This window comes from Streptomyces tropicalis, assembly GCF_029269835.1.
Classification (GTDB): Bacteria; Actinomycetota; Actinomycetes; order Streptomycetales; family Streptomycetaceae; genus Streptomyces; species Streptomyces tropicalis.
Window position 1 is genome coordinate 43,247 of record NZ_JARJBB010000002.1, and the last position, 23,305, is coordinate 66,551.

Genomic DNA, 23,305 nt, shown 5'->3' on the forward strand with positions numbered 1-23,305 from the left:
GAGCACCGCGAAGCCCCCCGCCGCTGAAGTGGCGGGGGGCTTCGCGTCGTCTTAGCGTGGCCGCATGATCGAGCTGGAGGGGCTGACCAAGCGGTACGGCGACAAACTGGCGGTCGACGGCCTCACCTTCACCGTGCGGCCGGGCACCGTGACGGGCTTCCTCGGTCCCAACGGCGCCGGGAAGTCCACCACGATGCGGATGATCCTGGGCCTGGACCACCCCACCTCCGGCGACGTCCGCATCGACGGCCGGCACTACGACCGGCTCCGGGACCCGCTGACCGCGATCGGCGCGCTGCTCGACGCGAAGGCCGTGCACGGCGGCCGCTCCGCCCGCAACCACCTGCTGTGCCTCGCCCAGAGCAACGGCATCCCGGACGGCCGGGTCGAGGAGGTGCTGGACACCGTCGGCCTGACCTCGGTGGCGCGGAAGAAGGCGAAGGGTTTCTCCCTCGGCATGAGCCAGCGGCTCGGCATCGCCGGCGCCCTGCTCGGAGACCCGCGGATCCTGATGTTCGACGAGCCGGTCAACGGGCTCGACCCGGAGGGCATCCACTGGATCCGCAGCCTGATGCAGTCCTTGGCGGCGCAGGGCCGCACGGTGTTCGTCTCCTCCCACCTGATGAGCGAGATGGCACTGACCGCGGAGCACCTGGTGGTGATCGGGCAGGGCCGGCTGCTCGCCGACACCTCCATGGCCGACTTCATCGAGCAGAACTCCCGCTCCTACGTCCGGGTCCGCTCCCCGCAGCGCGAGCAGCTGCTGGACGTGCTGCACGGGGCCGGGATCACCGTGGTGGAGGCGGGCGGCGGTCTGCTGGAGATCGACGGGGGCAAGGCGGAGCACATCGGCGAGCTGGCCGCGCGGCACCACGTCGTGCTGCACGAGCTGAGTCCCCGGCAGTCCTCGCTGGAGGAGGCGTTCATGCGGTTGACCGCCGAGTCGGTGGAGTACCACGCACACGCGGACCCGGCGGAGCGGGAGTGGGCCGCCGGCTGGAAGACGGAGGTGTGACCCATGGCGGCGATCCAGGTGATCCGGTCCGAGTGGACGAAGATCCGGTCGGTGGCGTCCACGGTCTGGACGCTGTCCCTCGCCGTGGTGGTCACACTCGCCCTCGGCATGCTGATCTCGGCCCTGTCGCGGAACGAGTTCGGCACCATGCCCGCGCGCGACCGGATCTCCTTCGACCCGACCTACGTCAGCTTCGCGGGCATGGCCCTCGGACAGCTGGCGATGATCGTGTTCGGGGTGCTGGTGGTGTCCAACGAGTACAGCAGCGGGATGATCCGCACCTCGCTGGCCGCGGTTCCGCAGCGCGGCGCCTTCCTGTTCAGCAAGGTCGCCGTGGCCACGGGGCTCGCCCTGGCGGTCGGGATGGCCACCAGCTTCGCCGCCTTCTTCCTCGGCCAGGCGATGCTCGGGTCGCTGAGCACCTCGCTCGGCGAGCCGGGCGTGCTGCGCGCGGTCGTCGGGGGCGGGCTCTACATGACGCTCATCGCGATGTTCTCGATGGGGGTCGCCGTGATGCTGCGCTCGCCGATGCTCTCGCTCGGCATCCTGATGCCGTTCTTCTTCATCATCTCCAACATCCTGGGGAACGTGTCGGCGACGAAGAAGATCGGCCAGTACCTGCCGGACCAGGCGGGCAGCCGCATCCTGCGGGTGCTCCCCCGCGTCGGCGAGGACACCCCGTACGGCCCCTGGGGCGGTCTCGGGATCATGGTGCTGTGGGTCGCCGCGGCCCTCGCCGGCGGGTACGCCCTGCTCAAACGGCGGGACGCGTAGCGGATCCGGCCGCCCGGGAGCCCGGCCACGGACCCGGCTTTTTACCCTCCCTTGGGCGGAACCGTCAGCGCCCCGATATCCTCCTAACCCTTACGGGGGCGCGTGCCCCGCTGTCCTGAACCTCTCGATGGGTGCGGAGCATGATCGAGGCAGTCGGCCTGACCAAGCGCTACGGCGACAAGACCGCCGTGTACAACCTCTCCTTCCAGGTGAGGCCCGGTGCCGTGACCGGCTTCCTCGGACCGAACGGCTCCGGCAAGTCGACGACCATGCGGATGATCCTCGGCCTGGACAACCCCACCGCGGGCTCGGTGACGATCGGCGGGCACCCCTACCGGCGGCTGCCCAACGCACCCCGCCAGGTGGGTGCGCTGCTCGACGCCAAGGCCGTGCACGGCGGCCGCTCCGCCCGCAACCACCTGCTGTCCCTGGCCCAGCTCTCCGGCATCCCGGTGCGGCGGGTGGACGAGGTCCTGGGCGTGGTCGGCCTGCAGGACGTGGCGAAGAAGCGGTCCAAGGGCTTCTCCCTCGGCATGGGCCAGCGGCTCGGCATCGCCGCCGCACTTCTCGGCGACCCCCGGGTGCTGCTCTTCGACGAGCCGGTGAACGGTCTCGACCCCGAGGGCATCCTCTGGGTGCGGAACCTGATGAAGTCGCTGGCGGCGGAGGGACGGACCGTGTTCGTCTCCAGCCACCTGATGAGCGAGATGGCGCTGACCGCCGACCACCTCATCGTGATCGGGCGCGGGCAGCTGCTCGCCGACATGAGCATCCGGGACTTCATCTCCGCCAACTCTGCGGACTTCGCGCGCGTCCGCACTCCCGACGGGGAGCGCGAGGGCCGCGAAAAGCTGTCGTCGGCGCTGACCGAGGCGGGCGGGCACGTGCTGCCCGAGCCGGACGGCGCGCTGCGGGTGACCGGGCTGCCGCTCCCCCGCATCAGCGACATCGCGCACGACGGCGGCGTACGGCTGTGGGAGCTGTCGCCGCACCAGGCCTCGCTGGAGGAGGCGTACATGCGGATGACGCAGTCCGCCGTCGACTACCGCTCGACCACCGACCAGAAGGCGGGCCTGATGCAGCCGCTGCCGCCGGGCGCCGAGCCGCCGGTGCCGGTGCCGGGCCAGGGGCAGCCGGGCTGGTACGCCCCGCCGCCGCCCCGGCACGGGCAGCCGTCCGCCCCGCCGCAGGGGCAGCCCGGCGCGGCACCCGCGGGCCCCTACGCCGGCGCGCCCGCGCCGGCCGCCGCGCCCCACCCCTACGGTGCTCCGGGCGCGGGGGCGCCGAACCCGTACGCGCAGTCCGCGGCCCCGCCGCAGGCGCCGCCCGTTCCCGCCGCCGACCCGACCAAGCCCGAGGACGCCCGATGAGCTCGCCCCAGAACCCGATGCCGCAGGCCGCGCCCGCCTGGCAGGGGACGGCCGCCTCCCCGCACGCCGGCTACACCTCGCCGATCCCCGTCGTCCGCACGCACCTCGGCCACGCCCTGGTCTCCGAGTGGACGAAGATCAGGTCGGTGCGCTCCACGGTGTGGACGCTCGGCGTCTTCGTCCTGCTGGTGCTGGGCATCGGGCTGCTGACCGGCGTGGTGGTCTCCAGCTCCTCCTCGGAGATGTCGAGCGCCGACAACCCGCTGACCCTGGGCTTCTTCGGGCTGCTCCTCGGCAGCATCTGCCTCATCACCCTCGGCGTGCTCACCACGGCGTCGGAGTACGGCACGGGGATGATCCGGACCACCATGACGGCGTGCCCGAGCCGCGGCCGGGTGCTGGCGGCCAAGGCGCTGGTGTTCTTCCTGGTGGCCTTCACCACCACCCTGGTGTCCTCGGTGCTGGTCGCGTTCGCGCAGACGGCGATGCTGGGCGGCAGCGGGGTACGGCAGCCGAGCGGCGCGGAATGGCTCAAGGGCACGGTCGGAGTGAGCCTCTACCTCGCCCTGCTCGGGCTGCTGTCGCTCGTCGTCGGCTCGATCCTGCGGCACTCGGCCGGCGCCATCACCATCATGATCGGCGTCGTGCTGGCCCCGCTGGTGATCGCGCTGTTCATGTTCACGCAGTCGCTGGAGAAGGTGCGCACCGCGCTGATCGACTACTCGATCCCGAACCAGCTGAGCGTCTTCTACTCCAACTCCCTGACCCACTCCGGCCCGTCGGGCTGGGATCCGCTGTGGATCGTCCTCGCCGTGACGGCCCTCGCCTTCGCGGGCGCCTGGGCGCTGCTCCGGCAGCGCGACGTCTGACGCCCGCGGGCCGGACGGCGGCCCGCCTCAGAACCGCGGTGCGTTCCGGGACCGCTGCACCCGTGCGGTGCGGCGGTCCTTCGCGTTCCAGCAGGCCTTGTGCCAGTGCCGGCGATCGTCCACCCCCGCGTGCGCGGGCCAGGCCACCACGTGCGGGACGCCGGAGGGGATCGCCTGGTCGCAGCCCGGGCAACGGTACGTCTTGCCCGGGGCCGCGCCACCCGCCACATGGCGCACGTTCCAGTCCTCCCCCTGCCAGGTCTCCGAGGACTGCAGGCCGCCGTAGCGGCTCGCGGGGTCGTCCTCGGCGCTCCGGCCGGACGAGCCGGCGGCCTTGGGTCGGTTGCGGCGCGGGGACACGGAACACCTCTCGCAGCGGTACAGGGGGGACGGATCCCGTCCAGCCTACGCGGCACCGGGCGGGCGGTCGGCGGACGGCCGATCCCGCCGCCCGCCCCGCGGCCCCGCGGACCAGCACATTCCGCAGACAATCCGCAAATCTCTTCGCCAGGCCGTGTCCTCGGCACGTGTCGACCGGTTATGCCCGGTGGGGGAGCTCCGTGTCGGAGCCGAGGAAGCAGGAAAGTGCCATGCGCGTAGGAAGTTTCGTGTTGGCGGCCCAGTTCCCGGGCCAGGGCCAGGGGGAGGCGCTGCACCGGGCGGTCCGCTCCGCCGAGGTGGCCGAGGAGGCCGGACTGGACACGGCCTGGCTGGCCGAGCACCACTTCGTGCCGTACGGCACGTGCCCGTCCGCGGTCACCCTGGCAGCGCTGCTGCTCGGCCGGACCAGCCGCCTCCGGGTCGGCACAGCGGTGAGCGTGCTGCCCACCGTCCACCCGGTCGCGCTCGGCGAGCAGGCCGCGCTGCTGCACGTGACGAGCGGCGGGCGGTTCTCCCTGGGCGTGGGCCGCGGCGGGCCGTGGGTGGACCTGGAGGTGTTCGGCGCGGGCCTCCCCGCGTACGAGCAGGGCTTCCCCGAGTCCCTGGATCTGCTGCTGCGCTGGCTGCGCGAACCGTCGGTGTCCGCCGCGGGCGACCGGTTCCGCTTCCGCGAGGTCCCGGTGGTGCCCCGGCCCGCGCAGGCCCTGACGGACGCGCCGGGCCCCGAGGTCGTCGTCGCCTGCACCTCGCCGGCCGGCGTGCGGCTGGCCGCCGGGCGCGGCCTGCCGATGCTGCTCGGCATGCACGTCGGGGACGAGGAGAAGGCCGAGATGGTCGCCCTGTGGCGCCGGTCGGCACGGGACGCGGGCCGGTCCGCGCAGGAGATCCAGGACGCCGCCCATGTGTCGGCCGGGGTCTGCCAGATCGCGGACCGGCGCACCGACGCGGTGGAGACCCTCCTGAAGGCGATGCCGGGCTGGCTCAGGCAGGGCCTGGAGGCCCATGTCACGGTGGACGGGCGCACCCGCCGGATGCGCGACCCGCTGGCGTACACCGAACTGCTCTGCGGGCTGCATCCGGTGGGCACTCCGCGGCTGTGCGCGGACCGGCTCGCGGCGACCTCCGAGCGCACCGGGATCTCCCGCTTCGCCCTGCTCGTCGAGGGCTCGGGCGACCTCGCGGCCACGGAGGACAACGTACGACGGCTCGGCGCCGAGGTCCTGCCCCACCTGGGCTGACCGGATCGCGTCGCGGGATGGCTTGCCGCCCCAGCACTCCATGCACCTCCCGCGGAAGGAGCGGCAAGCAGACTCCTGGGCGCGTCAGCAGTCCCGGAACTCCGGGGACTGGTTCAGCACCTGGCTGCGCACCGACGTGAACCGGCCCAGCGACTCGTCGGCCGCGGTGTCCACCGGGAACACCGCCACCCGGTGGCAGTTCTGGAAGGCCAGCCGCACACCGAAATGCCGCTGCAGCGCACCGCGGATGGCGTCACTCGCGAGTGCGCGCAGCAGCTGACCGCGTGCCTGCTCGTCCGGCGGGGGCGTCTGGTTGTCGGCGAAGGCTCCGCCGTCCACCTTCAGCTGGGCCACCAGGGAGCTGATCATCTCCCACGCGTAGGGCAGGGAGGTCCGGACGCAGTCGACGAAGGCTGCTTCGTCGACCTCGCCTCGCTCGGCCTGTTCGAGTAGGGCCGGTGAGACGTCGAGCGACATGGGTTCTCCTCTCGCACCCCCGAACAGCAGGGGTTGCCGGACAGATAAGGGAGTGCGCAATACCGAACACGGTGTGTACACATACAGCGACCTCCCGTTCACTACCGTAGGCAACAGAACGGGGGCCCACCAGGCGAATGCACGGACAGGACGCCCCTGTTGGGCACACAATCGGCCACGAGTGAACACGGATCATCCAGGGAAAAATGGGGCGACCCGGCGGCCCGTCCGCGGGCTCCGCGCGGGCGCCCGCACCGGGCGCTTCGCGTACAGCGCCGCGCGTCGAGTAGCGTTGCCGACCATGCGTCTCGTCATTGCCCGATGCTCCGTCGACTACGCGGGCCGGCTCACCGCCCACCTTCCGACAGCGCCCCGTCTGATCCTGGTGAAGGCGGACGGCAGCGTCTCGATCCACGCGGACGACCGCGCCTACAAGCCCCTGAACTGGATGTCGCCGCCGTGCACCCTGAAGGAGGGCACCGGCGACGACGACGGCGTGTGGACGGTCGTCAACAAGGCGGGCGAGAAGCTCATCATCACGATGGAGGAGATCCTCCACGACTCGTCGCACGAACTCGGTGTGGATCCGGGGCTGATCAAGGACGGCGTGGAAGCGCACCTGCAGGAACTGCTCGCCGACCGCATCGAGACCCTCGGCGACGGCTACACCCTGATCCGCCGCGAGTACATGACGGCCATCGGCCCGGTGGACATCCTGTGCCGGGACGCCGAGGGGCGGACCGTCGCCGTGGAGATCAAGCGGCGCGGCGAGATCGACGGCGTGGAACAGCTCACCCGCTACCTGGAGCTGCTCAACCGCGACCCCCATCTGGCCCCGGTCCGCGGCGTCTTCGCCGCCCAGGAGATCAAGCCGCAGGCCCGCGTGCTGGCCACCGACCGCGGCATCGGCTGCCAGGTGCTGGACTACGACGCGCTGCGCGGCATCGAGGACGACAAGCTGCGGCTGTTCTGAGCGGCCCCCGCCGACCGGCGCGGGCCGTAGTCCGGCGGGGGCCGTAGTCCGGCGGGGGCCGTAGTCCGGCGGGGGCCGTAGTCCGGCGGGGGCCGTAGTCCGGCGGGGGCCGTAGTCCGGCGGGGGCCGTAGGGCGCGAGGAGCCGGGTCCGGAAGGGACCCGGCTCCTCGCGCCGGTCGGCGCCCGCTCAGATGACGGAGTCGCCCGCGGACCGGCCGCCGCCGTCCGGGGCGCTCGCGGAGCCGGCCGAGGAGGCCGGGGCGCTCGCCGTGGGGCCGCCGGCCGTGTCGGACGTCGACGGGCTGACCGTCGAGGACCCGGTCGAACCGGTCGGCGAGGGCGTCGGGCTGCCGCCCGAGGACTTCGAGGTCGTGGGCGAGGGGCTCGGGCTCGACGGCGTGGACGGCTTCCCCGACGGGGGTGCCGTCCTGGACGGGGTCGGACCGGAGGAGGTGCTCGGGCCGCCGCCGGGCTTCCGCGTCCCGCTGGGCGCGTCCGAGGGCGCCGCGGTGCCGGCCGCCGGCGCCGCGTCGCCGCCCGCGCCGCGGGTGGCGCCGGTTCCGGCCGGGCGGCCGGTCGCCGATCCGATGCCGGTGCCGGTGCGGCCCTGGTCGCCCTGGGGCGGCGTGTCCGCGCCCGGGTCGCCGTCGTTCAGGCCCTGGCCGGTGGACGGGTTGCCGTCGACCCGGTGCGCGGGGTCGTTGGCGTCGTTGTGCGAGGTGGCGCCGAGCGTCACCACGGTGCCGAGGACGGCGGCGAGCAGGGCGCCCGCGCCCGCCGCGACCAGGTTGCGCCGGGCGAAGCTCTTCACGCCGGCCCCGGAAGCGGCGGGGGTCTGCGCCGCGTCCGGGGCCGCGGCCGCACCCCGGTGGGACACCAGCGTGACGGCGTCGGTACCGGGCGGCTGGAGCGCCGGGAAGGGCATCTGGGGCCGCCCGGCGGCCGCCGCCTTCTCCTCACCGCGCACCGTCGGCGCCTCGTCGTCCGCCGCCGGGCCGAGACCGGCCGGCACGCCCAGCCCGGGCGTGCCGGAGCGGTCGTCGACGAGGGCGAGCGCACGGCGGCCGGCGACGGTGCCGCGCTTGTCGGCGAGGGCGCCGCGCAGTCCGATGGAGGTCTCCAGCTCGGCGCGGGCACGGTCCAGCCGCCCCTCGCACAGCGCGAGGACGCCCAACTCGTGGTGGAAGTACGCCTGCTCGGCGACGTCCCCGGTGAGCCGGGAGGCCTCGGCGCCGAAGCGCAGCGCCCGCTCCCAGGCACTCCAGTGCAGTCCGGCGGCGAAGGCGGGCGCGGCGGTGCGCGCCAGCCGCACGGCGGTGTTCTGCTCCTCCCCGTCCTCCGGTGCGGCGGACGGGACCAGCTGGGCCAGGGCGGCGAGCACCGCGTCTGCCTCGGCGCAGACCCGCTCGGGGGTGACCGAGGGGTGGCCTGCCCACCAGGCGTAGTGGCGGGCGGCGGTGCGGGCCTGCTCCTCGGCGTCGTCGGCGTAGCCGGCGGCCTCCATCTGGGTGAGCACGCCGGCGGCGAGCCGGTAGCGGGAGCCGACCGGCGAGACCAGGCCGCAGGCCGCGAGTTCACCGAGCGCGGCGTCCGCGTGGGTGTCGCCGACCAGCGCGGGCAGATGCGCCTGGTGCGGCACCTCGCCGCCGAGCGCGACGGCGAACCGCAGGGTGGCGCGGGCCGAGGAGGTCAGCTGGGAGGCGAGCAGCGGGCCGGGGGCGGCAGCCAGGCCGAGGGAGGGCAGCGGGGACTCCCCGCCGTCGCCGGCGGCCAGTGCGGCAGCGTCGTGCGGGGCGTCGCCGGGCAGCGCGTCCTCGAAGACGCCGAACTCGTCGACGGCGCTCGCCCCGGCGCGCAGCCGGTCCCGACGGCGCAGCAGGGCGCCGGCCTGGACGAAGCGCAGCGGCAGCCCCTCGGACTCGAACCAGAGGTCGCCGGCCCAGTTGGACTCCTCCTCGGTGAGCACGCGGCCGACCGCGCGCTCCAGCAGCTCTGCACCGCCCGCGCGGTCCAGTCCCCCGAGGGCGATCTCCTCGACGGCGGCGGAGGCGGAGGGTGCGGGCACGTCCGGGGTGACGGCGAGGAGGAAGGCGCACTCGGGGGTGGCGTCGAGGAGCTCGTCGAGGGCGGGGCCGCCGCACTCGAGGTCGTCCACCACGACGACCGCCCCGATCTCGCGGACGGTGGCGAGGAGTTCGTCGTGGGTGAGCCGGTGCCGCGGCGCGTCGTGGACGGCGCGCAGGAGGTCGTGGAGGAGGTCGGTGGCGGTGCGGCGGAAGCCGGAGAGGCGGACGACGCCGTCGGGGGCGAGGTCGGCGCAGTCGTCGGCGACGAGGTCGAGGAGGCTGGTGCGGCCGGAGCCGGAGGGCCCGGTCAGGCGCACCGAGCGGCCGCGGGCCAGCAGCCGCACCAGCTGCTCGCGCTCCTCCTGGCGTTCCAGGAGGTCGAGCGGGGTCGACATGGGGCCGGGCGGGACGGGCGGCCGGGCGGAGCGGTCACGGTCGGCGCGTTCGGCGGCCGGGTGCCGGGGCGGGCGCCCCGGCCGCTCCCCGGGCGGGCAGACCTCTATCTCGCTGCCGTCGACGGGGTTGACGGTGAGCAGGAAGTCGCCGGTGACGAGCCGTGCGGTGCGCACCGGTGCGGGCGGAGCGAAGTCGGATGCGAGGGAGTCCCTGGGCGGGCGCTGGCGCGGCACGTGGCCGTCGCCGTCGTGGCCCACGTCCTGGGGTCCCCGGGTGTTCGGGTCCATAGGTTCCAAGCCCCCCAAAAGCGGCGTGTGCTCTTCAAGCCCCTCCCGGCCTTGCTGCACACCGCGCTGTCGCTTCCGGTCCGGGCCCGCTCGAGGGTTGCAGGGCAGCGGGCGACCGAACCTTAAACCTCTGCACAGTATCCACGACAGGGCGGGGTACCGCGCTGCCCGAGACATCACGGTCTCAGGCGGATTGCGCGGCCCTTGTGTTCGCTGACCTGCGCCCGGGTCTCCCCGGTCGCCCGCTTCACACCCGCGCCGGCCGACCGGGCCGGCATCTTCACCGGACCCCCGCACCTGCGGCACGCGGTCGCGGGAGGGCGTACCCGCTCACACGCGGGGCAGGGACTCCACTCCGATGCCGCCCTCGATGGCGAGGATGCGGTGCAGCCGGGTGGCCACCAGCAGGCGCTGCATCTGGGGCGGGACGCCGCGCAGCACCAGCCGCCGGCCGCAGCGGCCGGCGCGCCGGTGGGCTCCCATGATGACGCCGAGTCCGGTGGCGTCCCACGAGTCGAGCTCGGACAGGTCGAGCACCAGGTCGCCGGAGCCGCCGTCGACGGCCGAGTGCAGGACGGTACGGGCGTCCGCCGCGCTGCGGACGTCGAGGCGGCCCCCGACGACCAGCTCGGCGTGGTCGCCCCTGATATACATATGCGCTCCCCGTGAGTGCGGTGGCGGACTCCGTGACGGTGGCTGTGCAACGTCTGACTGCTGCGATCGCAGTGCGGTTGCTGTTTGTGAGCGAACCGATACCGAATTCACCCCGACGGGTGATGCCGAGGGGGCGGACGCGGTCTCAGTGCTTGTAGAAGCCCTGCCCGCTCTTGCGGCCGATGTCACCGGCGTCAACCATCCGGCGCATCAGCTCCGGCGGGGCGAACTTCTCGTCCTGGGTCTCGGTGTAGATGTTGCCGGTGGCGTGGAGCAGGATGTCGACGCCGGTCATGTCGGTGGTGGCCAGCGGGCCCATGGCGTGCCCGAAGCCCAGCTTGCAGGCGAGGTCGATGTCCTCGGCGCTGGCGACGCCCGACTCGTAGAGCTTCGCCGCCTCGACCACGAGGGCGGAGATCAGGCGGGTCGTCACGAAGCCGGCGACGTCCCGGTTGACCACGATGCAGGTCTTGCCCACGGACTCGGCGAACTCCCGGGCGCGGGCCAGGGTTTCGTCGCTGGTCTTGTAGCCGCGGACGAGTTCGCACAGCTGCATCATCGGGACCGGCGAGAAGAAGTGGGTGCCCACGACGCGCTCCGGGCGCTCCGTCACGGCCGCGATCTTGGTGATCGGGATGGCGGAGGTGTTGGAGGCGAGCACCGCGTCCTCGCGGACGATCCCGTCGAGGGTGCGGAAGATCTCGTGCTTGACCTCGAGCTTCTCGAAGACGGCCTCGACGACGACGTCGGCGTCGGCGACGGCGTCCAGGTCGGTGGTCGGGGTGATGCGGGCGAGCGCCGCCTCGGCGTCCTGCGCCTCCATCCGGCCCTTGCCCACGAACTTGTCGTACGAGGCCCTGATGCCGTCGGTGCCACGCTTGAGTGCCTCGTCGGTGACGTCCCGCAGGACGACGTCCCAGCCGGCCTGCGCGGAGACCTGGGCGATGCCGGCTCCCATGAGACCTGCTCCGATGACGGCGAGCTTCCGTGCCACTCCGACTCCCCTTGTCTACGACTGCGCGGGCGCCCGCCCGCGGTGTGGGATGGGGGTCCCCGCCCCGGGCGGGCCGAAAATGCGGGGGATCCTCCCGGCGGACACTAGCGCTGGTTCGGCGCTGTGTGACCGGTAAGTAACGCGCGTCACGTCTCAATTGACGGACATCACACCGCCAGATGTCAGACAGCGCCCCGGACGGCGTAGTTGAGGACCTGCCCGCCCAACGGCTCCTCCGTCCGGTCCGGCCGCAGCGGTCCGGGCCGGTGGCCCGGGCGCGGGCTCCTCCCGCGTACGGGGCTCCGGCACGGCGGCGGACTCCCCACGGCCGCGTCCTGCGGGGCGTCCCGGAGGCCTCCGCCCCCGCCGTGCCCACCGTGACGGTGGGCACACGAGTGTTCCGGACCGCCGGAGCGTCATTACGCTGGCCGTATGGTCAATCTGACACGCATCTACACCAGGACCGGCGACGCGGGCACGACCGCGCTGGGCGACATGAGCAGGGTCGCCAAGACCGACCTGCGGATCTCGGCGTACGCCGACGCCAACGAGGCGAACGCGGTGATCGGCACGGCGATCGCGCTGGGCGGCCTCGCCGAGGAGGTCGTCGCGGTCCTCACCCGGGTGCAGAACGACCTGTTCGACGTCGGTGCGGACCTGTCGACGCCGGTGGTGGAGAACCCGCAGTTCCCCCCGCTGCGGGTGGAGCAGTTCTACGTCGACCGCCTGGAGGCGGACTGCGACCGCTTCAACGAGCGGCTGGAGAAGCTGCGCTCCTTCATCCTTCCGGGGGGCACGGCAGGCGCGGCCCTGCTGCACCAGGCGTGCACGGTGGTCCGCCGCGCCGAGCGCTCCACCTGGTCGGCGCTGGAGGCGCACGGCGAGACGATGAACCCGCTCACCGCGACGTACCTGAACCGCCTCTCCGACCTGCTGTTCATCCTGGCCCGCACCGCCAACAAGGACACCGGCGACGTGCTCTGGGTGCCGGGCGGCGAACGCGGCTGAGCCCCGGCTGACCGGGGACCCGCGGGACGGACGGCGCCCGGGGACACGCGGGTGGACGGCGGCCGGGGCGGGTACGGACCCGGCCCGGCCGCCGTCGTCGCGCGGCCCCGGCCCGCCGGGCCCGGGGACGGCTCCGCCGTCCCCGGGCTCGGCGTCCGGGCGCTCAGCGGTCCGCGGAGCTCGTCGCGTCGCGGTCGGCCGCCGTCAGGGCGGACTGGACGTCGTCCAGCTTCTTCTGCATCTCCGCGTAGCTCCCCGAGGACCCGGCGGACGCCCCCGCGGAGGGGGCCGCCGACGAGGACGCCGGGGGCGCGCCGGCGTCGCCGCCGGTGTGGCGCGCGCAGCCCGCGGTGAGCGCGACGAGCAGGGCCGCGGCGGGCACCACCGCCCGCCGCATCCCGGTCCGGGCCCGCGCCCGCATCAGCCGGCCGCCTTGCCGCCGCCGTCGGCCTGGCACCAGGTCCGTACGGCGGTCAGGTCCTTCTGCCGCTTCTCCAGCGTGCCGACCAGCGACTTCCGGAAGTCCAGGCGGTCCTGGAGGAAGGTCGCGACCTCGTTGTGGCCCGCCTTCTTCGCATGGTCGACGCGCTGCTGGAGCCGGGCCACCGAACCGCGCGTGCCGGCCCCGCCGTCGAGGCGCTTCAGGGCCCGGTGGATCCGCCGGTCGAGCTTGGGCACCCGCTTGCACAGCGCCGCGGCCCCGTCGCCCTTCGGTCCCGGCGCGGACGTGCCGCCGTCGGCCGCGGCCGCACCGCCGGCGCCCGCCAGGACGGCCGTCACGGCGAGTCCGGCGAGCAGCGTGCGCATCCCTCGTCGTCCGTACATGTGCCTCTCCGTTTCCCGGACGGCCCCGTGGTCCGCCCGTCGCCCCGGAGGCTATGGGCCGTCCTTGGGGAAACCCTGTGACCGCTTTGTCCCGGCCGTGCCGATGAGCCAGTCCCGCCGGTCGGGCAGCGCGCCCCCGCCCGAGGGCAGCGACACCTCCACACGGGCCCCGGTGCCGTCCGCGCCGTCCGCGAGGGTCACGCTCCCCCGGTGCAGCGCGGCCTGCTGGGCGACCAGGGTGAGGCCGAGGCCTGAGCCCGCGCTGTCCGGGCCGCGCCGGAAGCGTGCGAAGACCCGCTCGCGGTCCTGCGCGGGCACCCCCGGCCCGCGGTCCTCGACCACCAGGGCGACCCGGTCGCCGGCGGACCGCACGGCGACGGCCACCCGGGCCCGGCCGCTCCCGTCGCGGCCGTGCGCCAGGGCGTTGCCGAGCAGGTTGTCGACCAGCAGCCGCAGCCCCGCCTCCCAGCCGTGCACGGTGGTCCCGGGCTCCGCGTCCAGCGTGATCAGTGCGTCCGGGGCGCGTCGCCGGGCGTCGGCGACGGCCGCGCCGGCGACCTCGGTGAGGTCGACGTCGCGGAACGCCTCCGCCTCCACCAGGTCGCCGCGGCCCAGCTCGCGCAGCATCACCAGCAGACCGAGCAGGCGTCCGTGCTCGCGGCGCAGGTCGGTGAGGACCTCGGCGCGGTCGGGGGCCGGGAGGTCCGGGTGCCCGGCGAGGATGTCGAGGTTGGTGCCCATGCTCATCAGCGGGGTGCGCAGTTCGTGCGCGGCCGCGGAGGAGAAGGAGCGGGCGGTGTCGAGGGCCTGGGCGGTGCGGGCCGCCTGCTCGTCGTAGCGGGCGAGGACGGTCCTGAGGGTGGCCGCGAGCTCGTCGACCTCGCTCACACCGGTACGGGCGTCGTCGAGCCGGGTGCTGCTGGTGCGCGGGTCGAGCCCGGCGGTGCGGCGGGTCAGGCGGCGCAGGGGCGTGCTTGCCCCGGTGGCCAGTCCCCAGGCGAGGAGTTCGGACAGCGGCGCGGCAAGCACCGCCGTGAACAGCACCCGGCGGCGGACGAGCCGGAGTTGGGTGCGGTCGGCGGTGTCCGGCGCGAAGACCCACAGGGTGCCGGTGGCCCGCGCGGTGCGCACCGGCCGCGACAGCGCCCGCCAGGTGCGGCCCCCGGCGGCCACGGTGACCGGCCCGGCCGTCCGCGCGGGCAGCACGGTGCCGGGGCCCGGCTGCGGGCCGCCGACGACGGCCGTGCCCGGTCCGGTGATCCGGATGCCGACGTCGAGGGCGGCGCTGAGCAGTTGCCGCTCGCGGGTGTCGGCGGCCCGGGTGCGTCCGGCGGCGGACGCCCGCAGCAGGGCACGGGCCTGCGGGGCGACGGCCGCGGCCCGCTGCCGCAGGTGCTGGTCTTCGGCGCCGCGCAGGTCGTGGCCGACCATGCGGAGCAGCAGCCAGCCGGAGGCGAGGACGAGGAGCGGGACCGTGCAGCCCACGGCGAGGGCGATCCTCGTGGACAGCCTCACGGGGTGTCCCGCAGGACGAAGCCCACGCCGCGCACGGTGTGGACCAGCCGGGCCCGCCCGCCGGCCTCCAGTTTGCGGCGCAGATAGCTGACGAAGGTGTCGACGGCGTCGGTGCGCACCTCAAAGTCGTAGCCCCACACGCGTTCCAGCAGCTGGTCGCGGGTGAGGACCAGGCCGGCGTTGCGGGCGAGGACCTCCAGCAGGGCGAACTCGCGAGGGGTGAGGTCCAGCGGGCCGCCGTCGCGTTCGGCGGTGCGGGCCGCGGGGTCGATCACCAGGCCTGCCACCCGGAGCACGTCCCGGTCGGCGGGGGGCCGCCGGCGCAGCAGGGCGTGCAGCCGCAGCACCAGCTCCTGCAGGGCGAAGGGTTTGACGAGGTAGTCGTCGCAGCCGGCCCGGAGCCCGGCGATCCGGTCGGCGGTCTCGTCGAGGGCGGAGAGCATCAGCACGGGCAGGTCCCGGTCCTCGCCGCGGAGCCGGGCGCACACCTCGATGCCGCTCAGCCCGGGCATCGACACGTCCAGCACCAGCACGTCCGGCGGCTGCCGGCCGATGGCGGCGAGTGCCTCGGCACCGTCCGCGGCGGTCCGCACCGCGAAGCCGCTCAGCCGCAGCCCGCGCTCCAGCGAGCGCCGGATGGCCGCGTCGTCGTCGACGACCAGCACCGCGCCGGGCCGCGTCTCGTCTCCCATGCACCCTCCCTCGTCGTCCGGTGAGGGTACGCCGCCCCTTCCGGCCGGGACCGGCGCGGTCCGGTTCCTCGGCCACCGCGGGCAGGTCGGCGCGACCACCCCGTGCACAGCGGCGGTGCGCACCGCGGCGGCCTGCCAGGACCACGGCGGAGCGACGGCGGCCGGGCCGCCGACGTGGCGGACGGCGGCCCGTCGTTGTGCTCCTCCCGTCCGGCGGCCGATGCCCCTCCAGGCCGGCGGTGCGGGGCGTCGTCGGCCGCGACGAGGGGGCGGTGCACGGGGTGACGAGGGGGCGTACCGCGCCCCCGACATCGAGGTGGTGGGCGAGGCCGCGGACGGCGAGGAGGCGGTGGCGCCGTCCCGCGCACGGGGTCCGGACGTGGTGCTGATGGACGTGCAGCTGCCCCGGCCGGACAGGCTGTCCGCCACCCGCCGGGTGGTGCGGGACGACCTCGCGGACGTCCTGGGGCTCACCCGGAGACGGCGGAGGCCACCGCGACGACGCACGTCAGCCGGCTCCTCGGCAGGCTGGAGCTGCGCAGGTGGGTCCAAGCAGCCGTGCCGGCACCGGAGTTGGGGATCCGATGGACCGGCGGACCACTGGTCCAGACCTATTGACCGATGGTCCAGACCTTTCTATTCTCGCGGCACTGCGGGCCTGTTGGCTCAGTCGGGCCCCCACCCCACACCACCAAGGAGGCGCAGCATGCGCTTCGGACAGAGAGCCGCGGCCGGGTTCGCCACCCTGCTGCTCCCGCTCGCCGGGCTGGTCGGCCTCGCCGCCCCCGCCCACGCGGCGGCGAACGCCACCGCCACGTACACCAGGACCAGTGACTGGGGCACCGGCTTCGGCGGCCAGTGGACCGTCAGGAACACCGGCACCAGCGCGCTCAGCTCCTGGACCGTCGAGTGGGACTTCCCCGCCGGCACCTCCGTCACCTCGGCCTGGGACGCGGACGTCACCTCCTCCGGCACCCACTGGACCGCGAGGAACAAGTCCTACAACGGCACCCTCGCCCCCGGCGCCTCCGTCTCCTTCGGCTTCAACGGCGCCGGTTCCGGCTCCCCCTCCAACTGCCGCCTCGACGGCGACAGCTGCGACGGCACCACCGCCCCCGGCGACGCGGCACCCTCCGCGCCCGGCACTCCCACCGCCTCCGGCGTCACCGACACCTCGGTGACGCTGAGCTGGGCGGCGGCCACCGACGACAAGGGCGTCAAGAACTACGACGTCCTGCGCGACGGCAAGAGGATCGCCACCGTGACGGCGACCTCGTACACCGACACCGGCCTGAGCGCGGGCACCGACTACTCCTACACCGTGCAGGCCCGGGACACCGCCGACCAGACCGGCCCGGCCGGCGGCGCCGTCGCGGTGCACACCACCGGGGGCGGCGGCACCGGCCCGGGCGGCACCGGCGGCAAGGTCAAGCTCGGCTACTTCACCGAGTGGGGCATCTACGGCCGCAACTACAACGTCAAGAACCTGGTGACCTCCGGCTCCGCGGCGAAGATCACCCACATCAACTACGCCTTCGGCAACGTCACCGGCGGCAGGTGCGCGATCGGCGACTCCTACGCGGACTACGACAAGGCGTTCACCGCCGACCAGTCCGTCAGCGGCACCGCCGACACCTGGGACCAACCGCTGCGCGGCAACTTCAACCAGCTCCGCGAGCTGAAGGCCAGGTACCCGAACCTCAAGGTGCTGTGGTCCTTCGGCGGCTGGACCTGGTCCGGCGGCTTCGCCGACGCCGCCAAGAACCCGGCGGCCTTCGCCCAGTCCTGCTACGACCTGGTCGAGGACCCGCGCTGGGCGGACGTGTTCGACGGCATCGACATCGACTGGGAGTACCCCAACGCCTGCGGACTGACCTGCGACACCAGCGGGGCCGCCGCCTTCAGGAACGTGATGGCCGCGCTGCGCGCCAGGTTCGGCACCCAGAAGCTGGTCACCGCGGCCACCACCGCCGACGGCTCCTCCGGCGGCAAGATCGACGCCGCCGACTACGCGGGCGCCGCCCCGTACGTCGACTGGTACAACGTGATGACGTACGACTTCTTCGGCGCCTGGGACGCCCAGGGTCCCACCGCCCCGCACTCCCCGCTCACCTCGTACCCGGGCATCCCGCAGGCCGGCTTCACCACCGCCGACGCGCTGGCCGAGTACCGGGCGAAGGGCGTGCCGGCGAGCAAGCTGCTCATCGGCATCGGCTTCTACGGCCGCGGCTGGACCGGCGTCACCCAGGACGCTCCCGGCGGGACGGCCACCGGCCCCGCGGCCGGCACCTACGAACAGGGCATCGAGGACTACAAGGTGCTCAGGACGTCCTGCCCGGCCACCGGCACCGTCGCGGGCACCGCGTACGCGCACTGCGGCGGCAACTGGTGGTCCTACGACACCCCGGCCACCATCGGCTCCAAGATGGCGTGGGCCACGTCGCAGGGTCTGGGCGGCGCGTTCTTCTGGGAGTTCAGCGGGGACACCGCGGGCGGCGAACTGGTGAGCGCCCTCAGCAGCGGCCTGTCGTGACCGGCCGCTGAGCACCGGGCCGCACCGGCCCCGAACGGCAACGAGGCTCCTCCGGACACCGTCCGGGGGAGCCTCACCCGTGGGGGCGACGGCGGTTACGCCACGTTCACCCGTTGTCCGGGCGGGGCGGCCTCCAGCCAGGCGAGGAAACCGGTCAGCGCGTCCTCGCTCATGGCGAGCTCCAGGCGCGTCCCGCGGTGCACGCAGGCGAGGACCACCGCGTCGGAGAGCAGGGCGAGTTCCTCCTCGCCCTCGGGGAGCCGGCGGCCGGCCACCTCGATCGCGGAGCGTTCCAGGACCTGGCGCGGGCGGGGCGCGTAGGAGAAGACGCGAAACCACTCCACCCGGTCACCGCTGTAGCGGGCGACGCCGTAGCCCCAGCCCTTGCCGCCGGTGTCGGTCCCCTCCGGCACGCCCTGGCGCAGACTGCAGTCGAAGGTGCCGCCCGAACGCTGGATGAGCCGGCGCCGCAGGCCGAAGACGAACAGTCCCACCACCACGAGCAAGACCACGATCCCGCACACAGTCAGAGCGAGGACCATCGGCACCGACCTCCTCGTCTCCTAGGTAACGGAACGGAAAAATCACCCACATCGGCCTCAGCCGCGGCTGGTACCGGATCCCTCCGGTACCAGCCGCGGCTGAGTGACGTCGTCACATGAAACTCCCCCCGGGACCCTGGAGGTCCCGGAGATGCGCCCAGGTCAGCGCACCGTCGTCACGGCGCGCAGGCGTACGTCCGCGCGGCGCTCGGCGGAGGCGTCGGCCGCCGCCTTCGCGCGCTCCAGGGCACGCTCCGCGCGCTGGACGTCGATCTCGTCGGACAGCTCGGCGATCTCGGCGAGCAGCGACAGCTTGTCGTCGGCGAACGAGATGAAACCGCCGTGCACCGCGGCGATCACCGTCCCGCCGTCACTCGTACGGATGGTCACCGGGCCCGACTCCAGCACACCGAGCAGCGGCTGGTGACCGGGCATGACGCCGATGTCGCCGGACGTGGTGCGCGCGACGACCAGGGTGGCCTCGCCGGACCAGACCTGGCGGTCGGCGGCGACCAGCTCGACGTGCAGCTCAGCAGCCAAGGTTGGCTCCTCGGGTCACCACCCGGCGGTTGTGCCGGGTGTTGGGGTCAATTCTAAGGGGCGTGCGGAAGGGGGCGGGACGCGCCCGCCCCCTTCCGTGTGAGCACGGGGCCCACATGAGCGCGGGGGTCAGGAGACGCCCAGCTCCTTGGCGTTGCTCTTCAGGTCCTCGATGCCACCGCACATGAAGAACGCCTGCTCCGGGAAGTGGTCGTACTCACCGTCGCAGATCGCGTTGAACGCGGCGATCGACTCCTCCAGCGGCACGTCCGAACCGTCCACGCCGGTGAACTGCTTGGCGACGTGGGTGTTCTGGGACAGGAAGCGCTCCACGCGACGGGCACGGTGGACGACGAGCTTGTCCTCCTCGCCGAGCTCGTCGATACCGAGGATCGCGATGATGTCCTGCAGGTCCTTGTACTTCTGCAGGATGCTCTTCACGCGCATGGCCGCGTTGTAGTGGTCCGCCGCGATGTAGCGGGGGTCCAGGATCCGGGACGTGGAGTCCAGCGGGTCCACGGCCGGGTAGATGCCCTTCTCGGAGATCGGACGGGACAGAACCGTCGTCGCGTCGAGGTGGGCGAAGGTGGTCGCCGGGGCCGGGTCGGTCAGGTCGTCGGCGGGGACGTAGATCGCCTGCATCGAGGTGATCGAGTGACCGCGGGTCGACGTGATGCGCTCCTGGAGGAGACCCATCTCGTCGGCCAGGTTCGGCTGGTAGCCCACCGCGGACGGCATGCGGCCGAGCAGGGTGGAGACCTCGGAGCCGGCCTGCGTGAAGCGGAAGATGTTGTCGATGAAGAACAGCACGTCCTGCTTCTGGACGTCACGGAAGTACTCGGCCATGGTCAGGCCGGCCAGCGCGACGCGCAGACGGGTGCCCGGGGGCTCGTCCATCTGACCGAAGACCAGAGCGGTCTTGTCGATGACGCCCGAGTCGGTCATCTCCTCGATGAGGTCGTTGCCCTCACGGGTGCGCTCACCGACACCGGCGAACACGGAGACACCGTCGTGGTTGTTGGCGACGCGGTAGATCATCTCCTGGATGAGCACCGTCTTGCCGACGCCGGCACCACCGAACAGGCCGATCTTGCCGCCCTTGACGTACGGGGTCAGCAGGTCGATGACCTTGACGCCGGTCTCGAACATCTCGGTCTTCGACTCGAGCTCGTCGAAGTTCGGCGCCTTGCGGTGGATCGGCCAGCGCTCGCCGTCGTAGGTCTCGTCGACGTTCAGGACCTCGCCGAGGGTGTTGAACACCTTGCCCTTGGTGAAGTCGCCGACCGGGACGGAGATGGCGGAGCCGGTGTCCGTCACGGCGGCCTGGCGGACCAGGCCGTCGGTGGGCTGCATGGAGATGGTGCGGACCAGGCCGTCACCCAGGTGCTGGGCGACCTCCAGGGTCAGCGTCTTCCTCGCACCCTCGTTCGCCGGGTCCGCGACCTCGACGTGGAGGGCGTTGTAGATGTCCGGCATCGCGTCGACGGGGAACTCCACGTCGACGACCGGGCCGATGACCCGGGCGACGCGGCCCGTAGCCGCCGCGGTCTCAACAGTGGTGGTCATTTATCGGTCACTCCCCGCGGTCGCGTCGGCCAGGGCGCTGGCGCCACCGACGATCTCGCTGATTTCCTGGGTGATTTCGGCCTGGCGGGCCGCGTTGGCAAGACGGGAGAGCGTGTTGATCAGCTCGCCCGCGTTGTCGGTGGCCGACTTCATCGCGCGCCGCGTGGCGGCGTGCTTCGAAGCGGCCGACTGGAGCAGCGCGTTGTAGATCCGGCTCTCCACGTACCGCGGCAGCAGGGCGTCGAGGACGTCCTCCGCCGAGGGCTCGAAGTCGTAGAGCGGCATGATCTCGCCCTTCGGCGCAGCCTCCGCGGCGACCTCGTCGAGGCGCAGCGGAAGCAGCCGGGAGTCGATCGCCGTCTGCGTCATCATCGAAACGAACTCGGTGTAGACGATGTGGAGTTCGTCCACTCCGCCGTCCGCGGTCTCCCTCTCGATGACCTCGATCAGGGGTGCCGCGACCGTCTTCGCGTCCGCGTACGTGGGCTCGTCGGTGAAGCCGGTCCACGACTCCGAGATCGTGCGCTCACGGAAGTTGTAGTGGGCGACACCGCGCCGGCCGACGATGTACGTGTCGACCTGCTTGCCCTCGCGCTCGAGGCGCTCGGTCAGCTGCTCCGCCGCCTTGATGGCGTTGGAGTTGAAGGCGCCGGCCAGACCGCGGTCGCTCGTGAGGAGCAGGACAGCGGCACGGGCCGGGTGGTCCGCCTCCGTGGTCAGCGGGTGCTTGGTGTTCGAACCGGTACCGACCGCCGTGACCGCGCGGGTCAGTTCCTGCGCGTACGGCGTGGAGGCCGCCACCTTGCGCTGCGCCTTGACGACACGCGAGGCGGCGATCATCTCCATCGCCTTGGTGATCTTCTTGGTCGCGGTGACGGATCGGATGCGACGCTTGTAGACCCGGAGCTGGGCTCCCATGAGTCAGGTCCCTTCCTTACGTCACTTGGCGGCGGCGGCCGGGGCGTCCTCGCCGAGCAGCTTGCCGTCGCCCGTCTCGAACTGCTTCTTGAACTCCGCGATCGCGTCGGCGGCGGCCTGCAGGGTGTCGTCGGACATCTTGCCGCCCTCCTTGATGGAGGTCATGAGGCCCTGCTCCTTGCGGTGCAGGTACTCCAGCAGCTCCTTCTCGAAGCGGCGGATGTCGGCGACCGGCACCTCGTCCATCTTGCCGGTGGTGCCGGCCCAGACGGAGACGACCTGGTCCTCGGTGGCCATCGGCTGGTACTGGTCCTGCTTCAGCAGCTCGACCATGCGCTGACCGCGCTCCAGCTGGGACTTCGAGGCCGCGTCCAGGTCGGAACCGAAGGCGGCGAATGCCTCCAGCTCACGGAACTGGGCGAGGTCCACGCGCAGACGGCCGGAGACCTGCTTCATCGCCTTGTGCTGGGCGGAACCACCGACACGGGAGACGGAGATACCGACGTTCAGCGCGGGACGCTGACCGGCGTTGAACAGGTCCGACTCCAGGAAGCACTGGCCGTCGGTGATGGAGATGACGTTGGTCGGGATGAACGCCGAGACGTCGTTGGCCTTCGTCTCGACGATCGGCAGACCCGTCATCGAGCCCTTGCCCATCTCGTCGGAGAGCTTCGCGCAGCGCTCCAGGAGGCGGGAGTGCAGGTAGAAGACGTCACCCGGGTAGGCCTCACGGCCCGGCGGGCGGCGCAGCAGCAGCGACACGGCACGGTAGGCGTCGGCCTGCTTCGACAGGTCGTCGAAGATGATGAGGACGTGCTTGCCCTCGTACATCCACTGCTGGCCGATGGCCGAACCGGTGTACGGCGCCAGGTACTTGAAGCCGGCCGGGTCGGACGCCGGGGCGGCGACGATGGTCGTGTACTCCAGCGCCCCGTTCTCCTCCAGCGCGCGGCGGACCGACGCGATGGTGGAGCCCTTCTGGCCGATGGCGACGTAGATGCAGCGGACCTGCTTGTTCGGGTCGCCGGTGCGCCAGTTGTCGCGCTGGTTGATGATCGTGTCGACGGCCAGGGCGGTCTTGCCGGTCTGGCGGTCACCGATGATCAGCTGGCGCTGACCACGGCCGATCGGGGTCATCGCGTCGACGGCCTTGTAGCCCGTCTCCATCGGCTCGTGCACCGACTTGCGCTGCATGACCGTGGGGGCCTGCAGCTCGAGGGCGCGGCGGCCGGACGTCTCGATCTCGCCGAGGCCGTCGATCGGGTTGCCGAGCGGGTCGACCACACGGCCGAGGTAGCCCTCGCCGACGGCGACCGACAGCACCTCGCCGGTGCGGGTGACCGGCTGGCCCTCCTCGACGCCGCTGAACTCACCGAGGACGATGGCACCGATCTCGCGCTCCTCGAGGTTGAGGGCGAGGCCGAGGGTGCCGTCCTCGAACTTCAGCAGTTCGTTGGCCATGGCCGAGGGCAGGCCCTCGACCTTCGCGATGCCGTCGCCGGCAAGGGTGACCGTACCGACCTCCTCGCGCGAGGCCGCGTCCGGCTTGTACGACTGGACGAAGTTCTCCAGCGCGTCCCGGATCTCCTCCGGCCGGATCGTGAGCTCCGCCATCTGGGTTCCCTGCTCTCCTTGTTGGGCCCGAAGTTTCACTTGGGGGGTGTGCCACGA

At 72.9% G+C, this 23,305-nt stretch carries 22 protein-coding genes and 1 pseudogene; 9 read left to right on the forward strand and 14 right to left on the reverse strand.

Annotated elements, in window-relative coordinates; genetic code table 11:
- Positions 1–64: 64 nt before the first annotated feature.
- From P3H78_RS04145 to P3H78_RS04160, 4 genes are all read left to right on the forward strand, one after another.
- Complete coding sequence (locus P3H78_RS04145; RefSeq protein WP_276107379.1) at positions 65–1,015, forward strand: ABC transporter ATP-binding protein; 951 nt, start codon at positions 65–67, stop codon at positions 1,013–1,015.
- Positions 1,016–1,018: 3 nt separating this feature from the next.
- A complete protein-coding gene (locus tag P3H78_RS04150; RefSeq protein WP_276107380.1) occupies positions 1,019–1,789 on the forward strand; it encodes an ABC transporter permease in 771 nt (256 codons plus the stop codon).
- A 140-nt stretch (positions 1,790–1,929) separates the two neighbouring features.
- Positions 1,930–3,159 carry an ABC transporter ATP-binding protein gene (locus P3H78_RS04155; RefSeq protein ID WP_276107381.1) on the forward strand — a complete coding sequence of 410 codons (1,230 nt, stop codon included), beginning with the start codon at positions 1,930–1,932 and terminating at the stop codon, positions 3,157–3,159.
- Positions 3,156–4,028 carry an ABC transporter permease subunit gene (locus tag P3H78_RS04160; protein WP_276107382.1) on the forward strand — a complete coding sequence of 291 codons (873 nt, stop codon included), beginning with the start codon at positions 3,156–3,158 and terminating at the stop codon, positions 4,026–4,028. Before P3H78_RS04155 ends, P3H78_RS04160 begins: the two co-directional genes overlap by 4 nt.
- A 27-nt stretch (positions 4,029–4,055) precedes the next feature.
- Here the strand turns inward: P3H78_RS04160 and P3H78_RS04165 are convergent, their stop codons facing one another.
- The gene (locus P3H78_RS04165; RefSeq protein ID WP_276107383.1) at positions 4,056–4,388 is read right to left on the reverse strand and encodes an Rv1322 family protein; all 333 of its coding nucleotides are present in this window, start codon (positions 4,386–4,388) and stop codon (positions 4,056–4,058) included.
- Between the two features lie 230 nt (positions 4,389–4,618).
- Between P3H78_RS04165 and P3H78_RS04170 the strand changes: the two genes are divergently transcribed.
- Positions 4,619–5,647 (forward strand): LLM class flavin-dependent oxidoreductase, encoded by a 1,029-nt coding sequence (locus P3H78_RS04170; RefSeq protein ID WP_276107384.1) that lies wholly within the window; start codon positions 4,619–4,621, stop codon positions 5,645–5,647.
- A gap of 84 nt (positions 5,648–5,731) precedes the next feature.
- Here P3H78_RS04170 and P3H78_RS04175 read toward each other — a convergent pair whose 3' ends face one another.
- Positions 5,732–6,124: an SCO5389 family protein gene (locus P3H78_RS04175; RefSeq protein ID WP_276107385.1), complete on the reverse strand. Its 393-nt coding sequence runs from the start codon at positions 6,122–6,124 to the stop codon at positions 5,732–5,734.
- Between the two features lie 301 nt (positions 6,125–6,425).
- Here P3H78_RS04175 and nucS point away from each other — a divergent pair, with 301 nt between their 5' ends.
- The gene (gene nucS / locus P3H78_RS04180) at positions 6,426–7,097 is read left to right on the forward strand and encodes an endonuclease NucS (protein WP_276107386.1); all 672 of its coding nucleotides are present in this window, start codon (positions 6,426–6,428) and stop codon (positions 7,095–7,097) included.
- Positions 7,098–7,285: 188 nt separating this feature from the next.
- On the opposite strand, the gene P3H78_RS04185 is transcribed toward nucS, so the two are convergent.
- The 3 genes from P3H78_RS04185 to P3H78_RS04195 form a co-directional block, all read right to left on the reverse strand.
- Entirely contained in the window at positions 7,286–9,847 is a 2,562-nt protein-coding gene (locus P3H78_RS04185) for an ATP-binding protein (RefSeq protein ID WP_276107387.1), read from the reverse strand.
- 330 nt (positions 9,848–10,177) lie between these two features.
- Positions 10,178–10,501, reverse strand: coding sequence for an STAS domain-containing protein (locus P3H78_RS04190; protein WP_276107388.1), 324 nt, complete (start codon positions 10,499–10,501; stop codon positions 10,178–10,180).
- A gap of 145 nt (positions 10,502–10,646) precedes the next feature.
- On the reverse strand, positions 10,647–11,495 hold the full coding sequence (locus tag P3H78_RS04195) for a 3-hydroxyacyl-CoA dehydrogenase family protein (RefSeq protein ID WP_276107389.1): 849 nt from the start codon (positions 11,493–11,495) through the stop codon (positions 10,647–10,649).
- Between the two features lie 432 nt (positions 11,496–11,927).
- Between P3H78_RS04195 and P3H78_RS04200 the strand changes: the two genes are divergently transcribed.
- Positions 11,928–12,503 carry a cob(I)yrinic acid a,c-diamide adenosyltransferase gene (locus P3H78_RS04200; RefSeq protein ID WP_276107390.1) on the forward strand — a complete coding sequence of 192 codons (576 nt, stop codon included), beginning with the start codon at positions 11,928–11,930 and terminating at the stop codon, positions 12,501–12,503.
- A 163-nt stretch (positions 12,504–12,666) separates the two neighbouring features.
- Here the strand turns inward: P3H78_RS04200 and P3H78_RS04205 are convergent, their stop codons facing one another.
- Genes P3H78_RS04205 through P3H78_RS04220 form a run of 4 tightly spaced genes read right to left on the reverse strand, consistent with a single transcriptional unit; the run spans position 12,667 to position 15,535 of the window.
- A complete protein-coding gene (locus P3H78_RS04205) occupies positions 12,667–12,924 on the reverse strand; it encodes a hypothetical protein (RefSeq protein WP_276107392.1) in 258 nt (85 codons plus the stop codon).
- Complete coding sequence (locus tag P3H78_RS04210; protein WP_276107393.1) at positions 12,924–13,328, reverse strand: hypothetical protein; 405 nt, start codon at positions 13,326–13,328, stop codon at positions 12,924–12,926. Before P3H78_RS04210 ends, P3H78_RS04205 begins: the two co-directional genes overlap by 1 nt.
- A 51-nt stretch (positions 13,329–13,379) precedes the next feature.
- Complete coding sequence (locus P3H78_RS04215; RefSeq protein ID WP_276107394.1) at positions 13,380–14,843, reverse strand: sensor histidine kinase; 1,464 nt, start codon at positions 14,841–14,843, stop codon at positions 13,380–13,382.
- Complete coding sequence (locus P3H78_RS04220; protein ID WP_276107395.1) at positions 14,840–15,535, reverse strand: response regulator transcription factor; 696 nt, start codon at positions 15,533–15,535, stop codon at positions 14,840–14,842. Before P3H78_RS04220 ends, P3H78_RS04215 begins: the two co-directional genes overlap by 4 nt.
- 301 nt (positions 15,536–15,836) lie before the next feature.
- Between P3H78_RS04220 and P3H78_RS33485 the strand changes: the two are divergent.
- Positions 15,837–16,010: pseudogene (locus P3H78_RS33485) on the forward strand (response regulator); the annotation flags it as partial.
- A 231-nt stretch (positions 16,011–16,241) separates the two neighbouring features.
- Positions 16,242–18,068: a glycoside hydrolase family 18 chitinase gene (locus P3H78_RS04230; RefSeq protein ID WP_276107396.1), complete on the forward strand. Its 1,827-nt coding sequence runs from the start codon at positions 16,242–16,244 to the stop codon at positions 18,066–18,068.
- A gap of 95 nt (positions 18,069–18,163) precedes the next feature.
- Here P3H78_RS04230 and P3H78_RS04235 read toward each other — a convergent pair whose 3' ends face one another.
- From P3H78_RS04235 to atpA, 5 genes are all read right to left on the reverse strand, one after another.
- Positions 18,164–18,610: a DUF2550 domain-containing protein gene (locus tag P3H78_RS04235; RefSeq protein ID WP_276107397.1), complete on the reverse strand. Its 447-nt coding sequence runs from the start codon at positions 18,608–18,610 to the stop codon at positions 18,164–18,166.
- A gap of 162 nt (positions 18,611–18,772) precedes the next feature.
- Positions 18,773–19,150, reverse strand: a complete 378-nt coding sequence (locus tag P3H78_RS04240; protein ID WP_276107398.1) for a F0F1 ATP synthase subunit epsilon — start codon at positions 19,148–19,150, stop codon at positions 18,773–18,775.
- A gap of 129 nt (positions 19,151–19,279) precedes the next feature.
- Positions 19,280–20,716 carry a F0F1 ATP synthase subunit beta gene (gene atpD, locus P3H78_RS04245; RefSeq protein WP_276107399.1) on the reverse strand — a complete coding sequence of 479 codons (1,437 nt, stop codon included), beginning with the start codon at positions 20,714–20,716 and terminating at the stop codon, positions 19,280–19,282.
- A complete protein-coding gene (locus P3H78_RS04250) occupies positions 20,717–21,634 on the reverse strand; it encodes a F0F1 ATP synthase subunit gamma (protein ID WP_276107400.1) in 918 nt (305 codons plus the stop codon).
- Positions 21,635–21,655: 21 nt separating this feature from the next.
- Entirely contained in the window at positions 21,656–23,248 is a 1,593-nt protein-coding gene (gene atpA / locus P3H78_RS04255; protein WP_276107401.1) for a F0F1 ATP synthase subunit alpha, read from the reverse strand.
- Positions 23,249–23,305: the final 57 nt, after the last annotated feature.